Below are 14935 nucleotides of genomic sequence, written 5' to 3'. Positions count from 1 at the left end.
AGATGATCACCTCAGTGCTGGTCGCCAACCGGGGCGAGATCGCCCGGCGCGTCCTCCGCAGCTGCCGGGACGCCGGCCTGGACGGTGTCGCGGTCTTCTCCGACCCCGACGCCGACGCCCCGCACGTCCGGGAGGCCGACGCCGCCGTCCGCCTCCCGGGCGCGGCCCCCGCCGACACCTACCTCCGCGCCGACCTGCTGGTGCAGGCGGCGCTGGCCGCGGGCGCGGACGCCGTCCACCCCGGCTACGGCTTCCTCTCCGAGAACGCCGGCTTCGCCCGCGCCGTCCTCGACGCGGGCCTGGTCTGGATCGGCCCGCCGCCCGAGGCCATCGCCGCCATGGGCTCCAAGACCGGCGCCAAGCGGATCATGGCCGGGGCCGGCGTCCCCGTCCTCGGCGCCGTCGACCCCGCCGCGGCGACGGAGGCCGACCTGCCGCTGCTCGTCAAGGCCGCGGCCGGGGGCGGCGGGCGCGGCATGCGCGTCGTCCGCGACCTCGCCGCCCTCGACGGCGAGCTCGCCGCCGCCCGCGCCGAGGCCGCCTCCGCCTTCGGCGACGGCGAGGTCTTCTGCGAGCCGTACGTGGAGACCGGCCGCCACGTCGAGGTGCAGCTCATGGCCGACGCCCACGGCACGGTGTGGGCCGTCGGCGACCGGGACTGCTCGGTGCAGCGCCGCCACCAGAAGGTCGTCGAGGAGGCGCCCGCACCCGGTATCCCCGACGCCGTGCGCGAGGCCCTGCACGAGGCCGCCCGCACCGCCGCCCGCGCCATCGGCTACACCGGCGCCGGGACCGCCGAGTTCCTGCTCGCCCCCGACGGCCGGTTCTTCTTCCTGGAGATGAACACCCGCCTCCAGGTCGAGCACCCCGTCACCGAGTGCACCACCGGCCTCGACCTGGTCGCCCTCCAGCTCCGCGTCGCCGAGGGCGCCGCCCTGCCCCCCGCGCCCCCCGCCACCCGCGGCCACGCGATCGAGGCCCGCCTGTACGCCGAGGACCCGGCCGCCGACTGGCAGCCGCAGGCCGGCCCGCTGCACCTGCTGGAGCTGCCCGGCACCACCGCCCGCTTCCGCACCCCGGCGGGGGAGGAGTGCGGCCTGCGGCTGGACTCCGGCGTCGAGGACGGCGACACCGTGACCGTCCACTACGACCCCATGCTCGCCAAGGCGGTCGCCTGGGCGCCCACCCGCGCCGAGGCCGCCCGCCGCCTCGCCGCCGCCCTGGCCCGCGCCCGCATCCACGGGCCCGCCACCAACCGGGACCTGCTGGTGCGGGTGCTGCGCCACCCCGCCTTCCTCGCGGGGGACGTCCACACCGCCTTCCTGCGGCAGCACCACGCCGACACCGTCGCCCGCCAGGCCCCCGACAAGGACGCGGAGGCGCTGGCGGCCCTCGCCGCCGCCCTCGCCGACGCGGCGGGGCGGCGGGCCGCCGCCCCCGTCCTCGGCGGCCTGCCCGCCGGGTGGCGCAACGTGCCCTCCGCCCCCCAGGCCAAGCGGTACCGCACCGCCGACGCCGAGCACGAGGTCCGCTACCGGCACACCCGCGACGGCCTCCTCGCCGAGGGGCACCCCGGCGTCCGGCTGGTCTCCGCCGCGCCCGGCCGGGTGGTGCTGGAGGCGGGCGGGGTGCGGCGGGCGTTCGCCGTCGCCCGGTACGGGGACACCGTCCACGTCGACGGGCCGCTCGGCGCCGTCGTCCTCACCGCCGTCGGACGCTTCCCCGACCCCGCCGCCCAGACCGCCCCCGGCTCGCTGCTCGCGCCCATGCCGGGCACCGTCGTGCGGACCGCCGTCGCCGAGGGGGACGCCGTGCGGGCCGGGCAGACCGTGCTGTGGCTGGAGGCGATGAAGATGGAGCACCGGGTCACCGCGCCCGCCGACGGCACCGTCGCCGAGCTGCGCGTCCGGCCCGGCCAGCAGGTCGAGCCCGGCGCGCTGCTCGCCGTGGTCCGGGAGGCCGCCCCCGCCGGGGGCGGCGCCTCCGCCGAGGGCCCCTGAGCACCCGTGCCCCCGGGCCCCGGCCCGGCCGCCACCGGCCCGGCCGCCCCCGACCCCGGGGGTCCGGCACGGAGGGGTCCCGACTCCGGCACGCCGGACCCCTCCCCGGCCGGGCCCCCGGCCGCCGCACTCGGACCACGGCCCCCCGCCCGCACCCGCCACCCGGCGCCGCCGCGCCCCCGGGCCCGCCCGCCCGCACGGCCCCCGGTCCGCCCGCAGCCCGCGACCCGCCCCCCGCGCAAGCCCCCGCAGAAGACCTGCAGCACCTGCAGAAGGGACGATCGGCATGACCGGCACCACCTTCCAGGAGTCCGCGTTCAGCGAGTCCGAGGAGCGGCAGGCCCTGCGCCGCGCCGTCTCCGACCTCGGCCGCCGCTACGGCTCCGAGTACTTCCTCGCCAAGGCCCGCGCCGGCGAGCGCACCGACGAACTGTGGCGCGAGGCCGGCAAGCTCGGCTACCTCGGCGTCAACCTGCCCGCCGAGTACGGCGGCGGCGGTGCCGGGTGCTACGAGCTGTCCATCGTCCTGGAGGAGCTGGGCGCCGCCGGCTGCCCGCTGCTCATGCTGGTGGTCACCCCCGCCATCTGCGGCTCCGTCATCGCCCGCTTCGGCACCGAGGAGCAGCGCCGCCACTGGCTGCCCGGCTTCGCCGACGGCTCCCTGCGGATGGCCTTCGCGATCACCGAGCCCGACGCCGGCTCCAACTCCCACCGCCTCGCCACCGTCGGCCGGCGCACCCCCGACGGCTGGCGGCTCACCGGCCGCAAGGTCTACATCTCCGGCATCGAGGGCTCCGACGCGATCATGGTCGTGGGCCGGACCGAGGACGCCCGCACGGGAAAGCTCAGGCCCGCCCTGTTCACCGTCCCCGTGGACGCCCCGGGCCTGGAGTACCGGCGCATCCCCATGGACATCGTCTCCCCCGAGTACCAGTACCAGGTCTTCCTCGACGACGTGCCGCTCCCCGAGGGGGCCCTCGTCGGCGACCAGGACACCGGCCTGCTCCAGCTCTTCGCCGGGCTCAACCCCGAGCGCATCATGGCCGCCGCCTTCTCCGTCGGCATCGGCCGCCACGCCCTGGCCAAGGCCGTCGGCTACGCGCGCGACCGCACGGTCTGGCGCGACCCCATCGGCGCCCACCAGGGCATCGCCCACCCGCTCGCGCAGTGCCGCATCGAGCTGGAGCTGGCCCGGCTGATGATGCAGAAGGCCGCCCACCTCTACGACCACGGCGACGACGCCGGCGCGGGCGAGGCCGCCAACATGGCCAAGTACGCCGCCGCGGAGGCCTGTGCCCGCACCGTCGACCAGGCCGTGCACACCCTCGGCGGCAACGGCCTCACCCAGGAGTACGGCCTCGCCGCGCTGCTCGCCGCCTCCCGCGTCGGCCGGGTCGCCCCGGTCAGCCGGGAGATGGTCCTCAACTTCGTCGCCCAGCACACCCTCGGCCTGCCCAAGTCGTACTAGGCGCCGCAGCGGCCCCGGCGGTCCCGCGGCCCGGCGGCCCGTCCGGTCCGCACCCGCCCGTCCGGTCCGTACCCGCCCGTCCGCCCCCGCCGGGTGCGGCCCGGCCCCACCCGGAGGCCGGCCGCAGCCGCCGCGCAGCCGTCCGCCCCGCCCACCCGGAGGGTCCCATGGTGTACCGCAGCGAGTACCCCGACGTCCCCGTCCTCGACGTGCCCATCCACGACGCCGTCCTCGGCGGGGCCGCCGGACGCGGCGACCTCCCCGCCCTGGTCGACGGGGTGACCGGCCAGACCCTGACCTACGCGCAGCTCGACGCCGCCACCCGCCGCGCCGCCGCCGGGCTCGCCGAGGCCGGGGTCGCCCCCGGCGACGTCGTCGCCCTGCACAGCCCCAACACCGTCGCCTACCCCGTCGCCTTCTACGCCGCCACCCGCGCCGGGGCCACCGTCACCACCGTCAGCTCCCTCGCCACCCCCGGCGAGATGGCCGCCCAGCTGCGCGACAGCGGCGCCCGCTGGATCGTCACCGTCTCCCCGTTCCTGCCCACCGCCCGGGAGGCGGCCGCCGCCCTCGCCGGCACCGGCACGCCCGTCCGGGAGATCTTCAGCTGCGACCCGGCCGAGGGCCACCGGAACCTCTTCGACCTGGTGGCCAGCACCGCGCCCGAGCCGTCGCCCGCCATCGACCCCGCCGCCGACGTCGCCGTGCTGCCGTACTCCAGCGGCACGACGGGCACCGCCAAGGGCGTCATGCTGACCCACCGCAACATCGCCACCAACCTCGCCCAGCTCGACGCCGCGCACCGCCCCGGGGTCGGCCAGCGCATCGTCGCCGTGCTGCCGTTCTTCCACATCTACGGCCTCACCGCCCTGATGAACCACCCACTGCGCTGCGGCTCCACCGTCGTCGTGCTGCCCCGCTTCGACCTGGAGCAGTTCCTGCAGACCCTCCAGGACCAGCGCATCCAGGGCGTCTACGCGGCCCCGCCCATGGTCCTCGCCCTCGCCCGGCACCCGGCCGTCGACCGCTACGACCTCTCCTCGCTGGAGTACGTCCTCTCCGCCGCCGCCCCGCTGGACGCCGACCTCGCCGACGCCTGCGCCCGCCGCCTCGGCATCGACACCGTCCGCCAGGCGTACGGCATGACCGAGCTGTCGCCCGGCACCCACCTGGTGCCGCTGACCGACACCTCGCCGCCGCCCGGCGCGGTCGGGAGGCTGCTGGCCTCCACCGAGATGCGGGTCGTCGCCGTCGAGGGCGGCGCGTCCGCGGAGGATCTGCCGCACGGCGAGCCCGGCGAGCTGCTCATCCGCGGCCCGCAGGTGATGAAGGGCTACTTCGGCCGCCCCACCGAGACCGACGCGGTGGTCGACGGGGAGGGCTGGCTGCACACCGGCGACGTCGGCTACGTCGACGACCGCGGCTACCTGCACGTCGTCGACCGGGTCAAGGAGCTGATCAAGTACAAGGGCTACCAGGTGGCCCCCGCCGAGCTGGAGGCCGTGCTGCTCGCCCACCCGGAGGTCGCCGACGCCGCCGTCATCGGTGTCGCCGGGCCCGACGGCGGGGAGGTGCCCAAGGCGTTCGTGGTCCGCGGGCCGGGGAGTACGCTCACCGACCAGCAGGTGATCGACCACGTGGCCGGGCAGGTGGCCCCCTACAAGAAGGTGCGCGCCGTGGAGTTCGTGGACGCCGTCCCCAAGTCGGCGGCGGGCAAGATCCTCCGCCGCCGGCTGCGGGAGCGCGAACGCGGCGCCGCCGGCGCGCAGGCCCCCGCCCAGGTCCCCGTGCCCGGCGCACCCGCCGCACCCGCGACCGAGACCCCCACCTACGCCGGCAACGGAGCCGGCCCGGAAGAAGGCCCCGCGCGATGACCGACGCCACCGCCGCCCCCCTCGTCCGCCTCGCGGTCGAGGGGGCCGTCGCCACCCTCACCCTCGACTCCCCGCACAACCGCAACGCCCTCTCCTCGCGCCTGATGGCCGAACTGGAGCAGGGCCTCGCCGAGGCCGCCAAGGACCCGGCGGTGCGCGCCGTCGTCCTCGCCCACACCGGCAAGGTCTTCTGCGCCGGCGCCGACCTCTCCGAGGCCACCTCCGGCGATCCGACCGCCGGCCCCCGCCGCCTGGTGGAGATCCTGCGCGCGGTGGTGGAGTGCCCCAAGCCGGTGGTGGCGCGCGTCGACGGGCACGCCCGGGCGGGCGGCCTCGGCCTCATCGGCGCCTGCGACATCGCCGTCGCCGGCCCCGCCTCCACCTTCGCCTTCACCGAGGTCCGGCTCGGCCTCGCCCCGGCCGTCATCTCGCTGCCGCTGCGGCCCAGGCTCGACCCCCGCGCCGCCTCCCGCTACTACCTCACCGGCGAGACCTTCGACGCGGCCGAGGCCGCCCGGATCGGCCTGGTCACCGTCGCCGCCGACGACACCGCGGCCGCGCTGGAGCCGGTCCTGGAGGCGCTGCGCCAGGCGTCCCCGCAGGGGCTGGCAGAGTCCAAGCGGCTGGTCGCCGCCGACGTGCTGCGCTCCTTCGACCAGGACGGCGAGGACCGGGTGGCGCAGTCCGCGCTGCTCTTCGGCAGCGACGAGGCCCGGGAGGGCATGACCGCCTTCCTGGAGCGCCGCCCGCCCGCCTGGGCACGCTGACCGGCCGCACCCCCCGACCGGGCCCGGCCGGACCCCCGGCAGGAGCCCCCCGACGAGACGTCCCCGGACCAGGAGCACCCCGACCCCATGACCACCCACGCGGCCTCCCGCATGCCGCAGCAGGACCGCAGCCGGGCCACCCGCCGCCGGCTGCTGGAGGCCGCCGTGGAGTGCCTGGCCGAGTACGGCTGGGCCGGCAGCACCGTCGCCGTGGTCGCCGAACGGGCCGGGGTCTCCCGGGGCGCCGCGCAGCACCACTTCCCGACCCGCGAGGACCTGTTCACCGCGGCCGTGGAGCACGTCGCCGAGGAGCGGCTGTCCGCCGTGCGCGGGCAGCTCGCCGCGGCGCCGGACGACGGCGCGTCCCGCACGGGGACCGTCGTCGAGGTGATCGTGCGGATGTATACCGGCGAGCTGTTCCGGGCGGCCCTCCACCTGTGGGTGGCGGCCGCCCGGGAGGAGGCGCTGCGGGCCCGTATCGTCGCCCTGGAGAACCGGGTCGGCCGGGAGGCCCACCGGGCCGCCGTGGAGTTCCTCGGCGTCGACGAGCGCACCCCCGGCGTCCGGGAGACCGTGCAGGCCACCCTCGACATGGCCCGGGGCCTGGGCCTGGCCAACCTGCTCACCGACGACAGCGCCCGGCGCGCCCGCGTGGTCCGCCAGTGGGCGCGCATCTTGGACGCCGCGCTCGGCTGAACCCCGCCGCGGGCCCGCCGGTGTGACGTTCCTCCCCTGGCCGATCATGGCCGCCGCGCGGCGGCTACGGTGTGCCCATGCCCTTTCCGCACGCCCTGCTGTCCGCCGCCCGCGCCCGCCGCCGGCGCGCCGTCGGCCGCCTGGTCCACCGCGGCTGGCGCTGGGTGCAGGAGCGGGGCGCGGTCTCCCCGGAGAGCCCCGGGCCGTACCGCTTCGGGAGCCTGGGCGACGGCACGAGGCTGGCCTTCCCGCTGGGCACCGTCTTCAACGAGCAGTGGATCCACCTCGGGCCGTTCTGCATCGTCGGCGAGCAGGTCACCCTCTCCGCGGGCTTCCTGCCCGGCCTCGACCTCGGGCCGGAGCCGATCGTGCGGATCGGCGGCGGCTGCGTCATCGGCCGGGAGAGCCACATCGTGGGCCACCAGTCGATCGTGATCGGCGACGACGTGTGGACCGGACCCCGGGTGTACATCACCGACCAGGGCCACGAGTACCGCGACCCGGAGCTCCCGATCGGGAAGCAGTGGCCGCGCAACGAGCCGGTGGAGATCGGCTCCGGGAGCTGGATCGGCACCGGCGCGGTGATCCTGCCCGGCGCCCGGATCGGCCGCAACGTGGTGGTCGCGGCCGGGGCCGTGGTGCGCGGCGAGGTGCCCGACCACAGCGTGGTCGCCGGCGCGCCCGCCCGGGTCGTCCGCCGCTGGACGGCGGAGGCCGGCTGGGAGCCGCCGATCCGCACGCCCGCTCCCCGGCCGGTGCCGGACGGCGTCACCGCGGAGCAGCTGCGGGCGCTCGTCGGCTGGGACCTGCGCCTGCCGGCGCAGTCCGACGGCGGGACCGGCGCCGACGCGGCGGACCCGTCCGCCGCGCCGTGAGCCGGCCGCCCGGCCGGGGCCCCGCCCCGCACATGGCGGGGCGGGCCGTCAGCCCGGTGTGACGGCGGCCGGCTCCGGGACGCCGCCGGGGTGCCCGGCCCGGACGACGCCGGGCTGCGCCCTGCGCAGCTGCCGCACCTCGGGCACGGCCACCGCGAGGAGGGCGAGCGCGGCGGTGACGCCCGCCGCCGCCCACAGCGCCCCGGTGAGGCCCGTCCAGACGGCCACCGGCCCCGCCACCGCCGTGCCGACGGGGGACAGCACGAGGGAGCCGAGCCAGTCGTAGGCCGACACCCGCGCCATCCTCTCCGCCGGGATCTCCTGCTGGAGCGCCACCATCCAGTTGACGCCGAAGACCTCGGTCCCCACCCCGGAGAGGAGCATCGCCCCGGCGAGCACCGGCACCGGGGCGGACGCGGCCAGCGCCGCCGCGGGGAGGGCGAACGCCAGCACGCCCCAGTTGCCCGCCAGCAGGATGCGGCGCGGCCGCCACCGCAGCATCAGCAGCCCGCCGGCCACCATGCCGACCCCCTGGGCCGCCAGCGCCAGGCCCCAGGGCCGCGCCCCGCCGAGCCGCTGGGCCGCCACCACCGGCCCGTACACCGACTCCGTGGCCAGCACGCAGGCCATCACCACGGCGAACTGCAGCACGACCGCCCACAGCCAGCGCCGGGAGGCGAACTCCTGCCAGCCCTCCAGCAGCTCCCGCGCCAGGTTCGCGGACGCCTCCCGCGCCCGCGCCGGCGGCGGGACCCGCAGCAGGGTCCGCAGTCCGGCGGCGAGGGCGAACCCGGCGGCGTCGGCCGCCAGCACCCAGCCGGGGCCGACCGCGGCGACCAGCACGCCGCCCAGCGCGGTCCCGCCGATCTGGGCCGCGTTGAGCGCCAGCCGGTAGAACGCGAAGGCCCGGCCCGCGTCCGCCGGGTCGACGGCGGCGAGGACGACGCCCTGCGCGGCGGGCATGTAGAACGCCTGGGCCGTCCCCGCCGCGGCGGAGAGCGCGAGCATCTGCCACAGCTGCGGGTGCCCGGTGAGCACCAGGACGGCGAAGGCGGCCTGGGCGGCGGCGCTGCCCACGTTGGCGGCCACCATCACCCGGTGCCGGGGGAGCCGGTCGGCGAGGGCGCCGCCGAGCAGGACGAAGACCACGGCCGGGAGCAGCCGCGCCGCGGTCACCCATCCGACGTCCCCGGCGCTGCCGCCGGCGCCCAGCACCGCGAAGGCGGCGGCGACGGGCGCGGCGGCGCTGCCGAGTCCGGAGACGAAGGCGGCGGCGGTCTGGACGCGGAAGTCCCGGCCCGCCCAGGACGGGCGGCGGCGCGGAGCGGGAGCGGGAGCAGGAGCGGGAGCGGGTATCACGGGTGGCACCGCCGGATCATCGCTGCACGCGGCCGGGCGTGTCCACCCGGTTCCCGCCGCCCGGGCGGGCGTCCACGGGCGACGGGCCCGCCCGGCACGCGTCCCGGGGCACGCCGTCCGTGGGCAGGACGCGTCGCGCCTGCGGGAGCGCCCGGCCCGGCGTGGGCCGGGCGGCGGGCGGTGTCGCCCGCCCGGGTCCGTGCGGGCGCGTCCCGCCGGCCTGCGGTGTGCACGGCGTGCACCCTGAACCGGGGAGCCGGGGACGAGGGCCGGTCCCTGCGGCAGCGGGCCCGCCCGTCCGGGGCGGGGCGATCGAACGGCAGGACGCATTCGTGCAGAGGCGCAACGGGACGCGGCGGTCCGGGGGACCGGTCGGAGGGGGCACGCCGTCGGCCGCCAGGACCCTGTTCCTCGTCCTCGCCGCCGAGAACCTCGTGATCAACTACACCGCCACCGCCATGAACGTGGCCCTGTCGGCGCTCGTCGGGGACCTGCACACCACGCTGACCGGCGTGCAGTCGGCGATCTCGCTGTACGCCCTGGTGGTCGCCGCGTTCATCATCAGCGGCAGCAAGCTCGGCACGCGCCACGGGTACCGGCGGACCTTCGCCCTCGGCGGCGGGACCTTCGTCCTGGGCGCGCTGATCACCGCCTCCGCCCCGAGCCTGCCGTTCGTGCTGCTCGGCTGGTCCGTGCTCCAGGGGCTCGGCGTCGCGCTGATGCTCCCGGCGCTGATGGCGATGCTCACCCGGACCTTCACCGGGGCCGTGCGCACCAGGGTGCTGTCCCTGCTGGCCATGACGTCCGGGGTCGGTGCGGCGTCCGGTCCCGTCCTGGGCGGCCTGGTCACCACCTACCTGAGCTGGCGCGTGTCGTTCCTCCTGGGGGCCGTGACCACCCTGGCCGTGGTGTGGCTCATGCGGTGCACGGCCGGTGCCGGGCCCTTCCCGGGACGCCCCGGGCGGCGCCTCGACGCCGTCGGGGTGCTGCTGTCCACGGCAGGGCTGGTCCTGCTCGTCGTCGCGGCCCTGTTCGCGGGGCGGTACGGCCTGCTCAGGGCCCGGCAGGACTTCGAGGTGCTCGGCCGCACGCTGCTGGAGCGCGGCGGCCTGTCGCCCGTGCCCCTCCTGGCGGGCCTGGGGCTGCTGGTCCTGGCCGCCTTCGCCGCGTGGGAGCTGCGTCTCGTCAGGACCGGGGGGGATCCGCTGGTCCGCGTGACGGTGCTGCGGAACCGCGCCGTCCGGACCGGGATCTCGACGCAGCTGATGCTGATCCTGGTGCCCAACGGCGTGCTCTTCCTGATCCCGGTCTTCCTGCAGACGACCTTCGGGTTCAGCGCCCTGCACTGCGGGGTCGTGCTCCTGCCGATCACCCTGGGGCTGATGGCGGCCGCCCCGCCGACCGCCCGGCGCATCGGGCGGGGGAGGACGACCCACCGGGCCGCCTCGATGGGGGCGTTCGTCTGCATGGGCGCCGGCTGCGTCGCCGTCGCCGTCCTGTTCAGCCCGCACGCCCAGGGGGTGGCGGCGGTCGGCCTGGCGCTCGCGCCGGGCGTCCTCCTCATCGGGCTCGGCCGGGGCATGGCCACGACGCTCACCGACCTCGTCCAGTCGGCGCCCGCCTCCGACGAGGTGAGCGACGTGACGGGGCTCTCCTACACGGCCGGCTACCTGGGGAGCTCGTTCGGCGTCGCGCTCGCCGGCGCCCTGATGACCACGGCGCTGCTGTACGCGTTCGAGGCCGGGACCGACGGCAGCGCCGTCCTGTCCACCGCCCAGAAGGGGATGGTGACGCGGACGCTGGAGCACCAGGTCCAGATCACCGCCGTGAACGACGACGCCCTGCGGGCGAGGGCGGCCTCACGGGGCGTCACGGGTGCCGCGGGCGGCGAGCTGGTGCGGATCAACGCGCGTGCCAGGGAGCGGGCGCTGGCCGTGTCGGCCACCGGCATGGCCGCACTGGCCGTCGTCGGCTGGCTGATGGCACGGCGCCTCCCCGTCCCTGCCGGGACGGCGACGGACGCGGGTCCCGGACGAGGGGCGCCCGCGCAGGACCGGTAGGGCCCGGCTGCGCCGTTCCGCCGGAGGGCGGCGTCGTCGCAGGTGCAGGCGGTGCCCCGGGGCCGCCGGGTGCACCGGGCGCCCCGGTCCGCCGGACGTGCCGGGGCGCACGGGGCGGGAGATGATGGAGGTGCGGATGCGTCGTGCGGAGAGGAGTGCGGCATGACCGGACCCGCCCCCTGCGGTGCCGGGGGCGTGCCGGGCGGCAAGTCGCGGTTCGACGACGTCTACGTCCGGCCCGATCCCCGCGCCTACTTCGGGCGGCTGGCGCCGCTCGCGTACGAGATCCCGCACCACGCCCAGCCGGTCTTCCGGCGGGCCGCCGCCGAACGGGCCGCGCTCGACGACGCCCGCCCCCACGGGCCGGCCGTGCTGGACGTGTGCTGCTCGTACGGGATCAACGCCGCGCTGCTCAACCACGACGTGACGCTGGCCGAGATGTGCGAGCGCTACACCTGCCCCGCCGCCCGGACGATGTCGACGGAGGAGCTGACGGCATCGGACAAGGCGTTCTACGCGGCACGGCGCCGGCCGGACGCAGTGCCGGTATTCGGCCTGGACGTCTCGGCCCCCGCCGTGCACTACGCGCTCGCGGCGGGCCTGCTGGACGCCGCCTTCACCGACGACCTGGAGCACGGCCCGCCCGGCCCCGCTCTGGGCCGCGCGCTCGCCGAGGTCGGCCTCGTCACCCTGACGGGCGGCGGCAGCTACGTCACCGCCCGGACGTTCGCGGCGCTGCTGGAGGGCGCCCGCAGACCGGTGTGGGTCAGCGCCTTCGTGCTGCGGACCGTGTCGTACCGGCCGATCGCCCGGGCGCTGGCCGCACACGGCCTGGACACCGCCGTCGACACCTCCCGCACCTACCCGCAGCGCCTCTTCACCGACGAGCGGGAGCAGCGCTACGCGGTCGCGGCGGTCCGGGCGCTCGGCGGCGACCCCGCAGGGCACGAGGAGGACGGCCGTTTCCACACCCTGTACTACGCGTCACGGCCCGGCACGCCGTGACGTCCGGCACACGGTGACGTCCGGCACACCGTGACGGCCGGTGCGCCGGTCCCGGCGGGACGCCGGCCGCGGCCGCCGTCCGCCGTCCGCCGGACCGCGGACCTCCGCCGCCCGCCGGGCCGGTCGTCCGCCCGCCGGACCCCCGCCGCCCGCCGGGCCGGTCGTCCGCCCGCCGGGCCGTCAGGGGGCCGCGGGGGAGCGGCGGCCGGCGCCGACGGCGACCAGGGCGGCGACGGCGGCGGCCGCGGCCACGGTGGTGAGGGCGGCGGGCAGGCCGAAGGCGCCGGCCAGGAAGCCGATGACCGGCGGGCCGACCAGCATGCCCGCGTAGCCGAGGCTGGAGGCGGTGGCCACGCCCTGCGGCCCGGCGAGCGCCCCGGCGCGGGCGATCGCCAGCGGGAACAGGTTGGCCAGGCCCAGCCCGACGAGGACGAAGCCGCCGACCGCGGCCGGGACCGAGGGCGCCAGCGCCGCCGTCAGCATCCCCGCGCAGGCGAGCAGTCCGCCCCCGGCCATCACCCGGGTCTGCCCGAGCCGCACCGACAGCCAGGTCCCGCCGAGGCGGCCCGCCGTCATGGCGGACGCGAAGGCGGAGTACGCCGCCGCGGCGAGGCCGGCGCCGGTGTGCAGGTCGTCGGTGAGGTGGAGGGCCGCCCAGTCCGCGAGGGCCCCCTCCCCGTACGCCGTGCACAGGGCGGTGAGGCCGAGCAGCACCACGAGGACGCGGGCGTGGCGGCCGCCGCGCGCCGCCGGGCCGCCCTGCGGGACGGGCCGTACGGGCTGCGGCCGCACCGGCGCCGGGGTGCGGACCAGGACGGTGCCCGCGACGGCGGTGACGGCGAGTCCGAGGAGGGCGGCGAGGCCCAGGTGCCAGGCGGTGGTCAGCCGGCCGGCGAGCAGCCCGCCGAGGCCGGCGCCGCACAGCCCGCCGAGGCTGTAGGCGGCGTGGAAGCCCGGCATGACGGGGCGTCGGAGCGCGGCGACCACGTCGACGGCGGCGCTGTTCATGGCCACGTTCAGCGCGCCGTAGCCCGCGCCGAAGACAACCAGTGCGGCGCCGAGGGAGACGGTGGAGTGCGCGTGGGCGGGCAGGGCCGTCCCGAGGCAGAGCAGCAGGGCCGAGCCCGCGGTCACCGGGTGGGTGCCGTGGCGCAGGCAGAGCCGACCGACGACGGCCATGGTGGCGACGGCGCCCGCCGAGATGCACAGCAGGGCGAGGCCGAGCGCGGCGGGGGAGGCGTGGACCTGCGCCTTGACGGCGGGGACGCGCACCACCCAGGAGGCGAAGAGGAAGCCGTCGGCGGCGAAGAAGGCGGTGAGGGCCGCGCGCAGCGGGGAACGGGCGGGTCCGGCCGCGCGGGGGGCGGGAGGGCCGCCTGCGGCGGGGCGTCCGGCGGCGGGGCGCCGGGGCGCCCGGCCGGGGCTGCGGAGGGCGCGGGGGAGGAGGGCGGTTCCGGGGGTGGCGGCTATTTTGTTGAGTGGCGGCACAAATGCAGAATAGAGGGGTGCCGTACACGCCGACAAGTCCCGCACCGGGCGCCCCCCGGAGCCGCACCGCCGCGGGCTCCGCCGCCGGTGCCCTGCCCGGGCCCGCCGCCAGGCCCGCCCCGGACCGGGGCCGCACCGTGCTCGGGCCCGCCCTCGCCCTCGTCCACACCGGCCGGGCCCCCACCCGGTCCGCCCTGACCGAGGCCCTGGGCGTCACCCGGGCCACCGCCGGCGCGGTCGCCTCCGAACTGGCGGCGCTCGGCCTGGTCACCGTCGACGCCCGGCCCGCGGGCGGCGGCCGCGGACGCCCCTCGCACCGGCTGGCCGTCGACCCGGCCGGCCCGGTGGTCCTCGCCGCCCAGATCCACGCCGACGGCTTCAGCGTCGCCCTGGCCGGCCTCGGCGGCGTCCTGGAGGAGCCGGTGGACCTGCCGCTGCCGCGCCCCGGCGACCCCGGCCGGGTCCTCCGCGCCGTCGCCGAGGCCGGCGCGCGCCTGGTGGCCGCGAGCCCCCGGTCCTGCCTGGGCGCCGCCCTCGCCGTCCCCACGCCCGTCGCCGAGCCGGACGGCACCGCGCTCGCCGCCCTCTACCTCGACTGGCCGGCGGGCACCCCCGTGACGGACCTCTTCGCCGCCGCCGTGGCGGAGGCCGTCCCCGGCGCCGCGCTGCCCACCGCCGTCGCCAACGACGCCAACCTCGCCGCCCTCGCCGAGCACCGGCACGGCGCCGGCCGGGACGCCCGCCACCTGCTGTACGTCACCTCCGGCCACCGGGGCGTCGGCGGCGCCCTCGTCGTCGACGGCCGCCTGCACACCGGCAGCGCCGGGCTCGCCCTGGAGGTGGGCCAGCTGGTGGTCGACCCGGCGGGGCGGCCCTGCCCCTGCGGCCGCCGCGGCTGCCTCGACGTCGAGGCCGACCCGCCCGCCCTGCTCGCCGCGGCCGGCCGCACCCCGCGGCCCGGCGAGCCGCTGCTCGACGCCGCCCGGGCGGTCACCCGCGCCGCCGGCCGGGACCCGGCGGCCCGCGCCGCCGTGGACCGGGTCGCCGACCGCCTGGGCGCCGGCATCGCGGGCATGGTCAACATCCTCGACCCGGACCGGATCGTCCTCGGCGGCCTGCACCGCGACCTGCTCGCCGCCGCCCCCGAGCGGCTGCCCGCGGCGGTCGCCGGGCAGTGCCTGTGGGGCCGCCGTGCCGGGGTGCCCCTGCTGCCGGCCGCACTGGAGCGGCCCGACCTGGCCGGCGCCGCCGAACTGGCCTGGCAGCCCTACCTCGACGACCCGTCGGCGGTCGCGGCCTGATCCGCGGCGCGGGGGAGGCGGGGCCCGGCCGCCCGGCCGCCC

General features: G+C 78.2%; 11 protein-coding genes. 9 read left to right on the top strand and 2 right to left on the bottom strand.

The features are described 5' to 3' along the window. Positions 1-2: 2 nt before the first annotated feature. The 6 genes from LO771_RS15605 (at position 3) to LO771_RS15580 (ending at position 7680) form a co-directional block, all read left to right on the top strand. Positions 3-2000, top strand: a complete 1998-nt coding sequence (locus tag LO771_RS15605; RefSeq protein ID WP_230652775.1) for a biotin carboxylase N-terminal domain-containing protein — start codon at positions 3-5, stop codon at positions 1998-2000. A gap of 286 nt (positions 2001-2286) precedes the next feature. After that, entirely contained in the window at positions 2287-3468 is a 1182-nt protein-coding gene (locus LO771_RS15600; protein ID WP_230652773.1) for an acyl-CoA dehydrogenase family protein, read from the top strand. 167 nt (positions 3469-3635) lie between these two features. Then, positions 3636-5342, top strand: a complete 1707-nt coding sequence (locus LO771_RS15595) for an AMP-binding protein (protein ID WP_230652771.1) — start codon at positions 3636-3638, stop codon at positions 5340-5342. Then, entirely contained in the window at positions 5339-6109 is a 771-nt protein-coding gene (locus tag LO771_RS15590; protein ID WP_230652769.1) for an enoyl-CoA hydratase family protein, read from the top strand. The genes LO771_RS15595 and LO771_RS15590 overlap by 4 nt, the downstream gene beginning before the upstream one ends. 87 nt (positions 6110-6196) lie before the next feature. Further along, the gene (locus LO771_RS15585) at positions 6197-6805 is read left to right on the top strand and encodes a TetR/AcrR family transcriptional regulator (protein WP_230652767.1); all 609 of its coding nucleotides are present in this window, start codon (positions 6197-6199) and stop codon (positions 6803-6805) included. 77 nt (positions 6806-6882) lie between these two features. Continuing rightward, entirely contained in the window at positions 6883-7680 is a 798-nt protein-coding gene (locus LO771_RS15580) for an acyltransferase (RefSeq protein WP_230652765.1), read from the top strand. A 48-nt stretch (positions 7681-7728) separates the two neighbouring features. Here the strand turns inward: LO771_RS15580 and LO771_RS15575 are convergent, their stop codons facing one another. Beyond that, the gene (locus LO771_RS15575) at positions 7729-9048 is read right to left on the bottom strand and encodes an MFS transporter (protein ID WP_230652763.1); all 1320 of its coding nucleotides are present in this window, start codon (positions 9046-9048) and stop codon (positions 7729-7731) included. Between the two features lie 323 nt (positions 9049-9371). On the opposite strand from LO771_RS15575, the gene LO771_RS15570 reads away from it, so the two are divergent. Both LO771_RS15570 and LO771_RS15565 read left to right on the top strand, forming a co-directional pair. Further along, positions 9372-11099 (top strand): MFS transporter, encoded by a 1728-nt coding sequence (locus LO771_RS15570; RefSeq protein ID WP_230652761.1) that lies wholly within the window; start codon positions 9372-9374, stop codon positions 11097-11099. Positions 11100-11261: 162 nt separating this feature from the next. After that, positions 11262-12104, top strand: a complete 843-nt coding sequence (locus tag LO771_RS15565; RefSeq protein WP_230652759.1) for a hypothetical protein — start codon at positions 11262-11264, stop codon at positions 12102-12104. A gap of 180 nt (positions 12105-12284) precedes the next feature. On the opposite strand, the gene LO771_RS15560 is transcribed toward LO771_RS15565, so the two are convergent. Further along, on the bottom strand, positions 12285-13592 hold the full coding sequence (locus tag LO771_RS15560; protein WP_374228179.1) for an MFS transporter: 1308 nt from the start codon (positions 13590-13592) through the stop codon (positions 12285-12287). Between the two features lie 92 nt (positions 13593-13684). Between LO771_RS15560 and LO771_RS15555 the strand changes: the two genes are divergently transcribed. Further along, a complete protein-coding gene (locus LO771_RS15555; protein WP_230652929.1) occupies positions 13685-14893 on the top strand; it encodes an ROK family protein in 1209 nt (402 codons plus the stop codon). The last annotated feature ends 42 nt before the right edge of the window (positions 14894-14935 follow it).

This window comes from Streptacidiphilus sp. ASG 303, assembly GCF_020991365.1.
GTDB lineage: Bacteria > Actinomycetota > Actinomycetes > Streptomycetales > Streptomycetaceae > Peterkaempfera.
Note: the sequence above shows the minus strand (reverse complement) of the source record. Positions and strands in the feature narration are given on the sequence as shown.

Bases quoted from the DNA above. Each gene is read 5' to 3' on its own strand.
- LO771_RS15605 (WP_230652775.1), top strand. From the start codon at position 3: ATGATCACCTCAGTGCTGGTCGCCAACCGGGGCGAGATCGCCCGGCGC.
- LO771_RS15600 (WP_230652773.1), top strand. From the start codon at position 2,287: ATGACCGGCACCACCTTCCAGGAGTCCGCGTTCAGCGAGTCCGAGGAG.
- LO771_RS15595 (WP_230652771.1), top strand. From the start codon at position 3,636: ATGGTGTACCGCAGCGAGTACCCCGACGTCCCCGTCCTCGACGTGCCC.
- LO771_RS15590 (WP_230652769.1), top strand. From the start codon at position 5,339: ATGACCGACGCCACCGCCGCCCCCCTCGTCCGCCTCGCGGTCGAGGGG.
- LO771_RS15585 (WP_230652767.1), top strand. From the start codon at position 6,197: ATGACCACCCACGCGGCCTCCCGCATGCCGCAGCAGGACCGCAGCCGG.
- LO771_RS15580 (WP_230652765.1), top strand. From the start codon at position 6,883: ATGCCCTTTCCGCACGCCCTGCTGTCCGCCGCCCGCGCCCGCCGCCGG.
- LO771_RS15565 (WP_230652759.1), top strand. From the start codon at position 11,262: ATGACCGGACCCGCCCCCTGCGGTGCCGGGGGCGTGCCGGGCGGCAAG.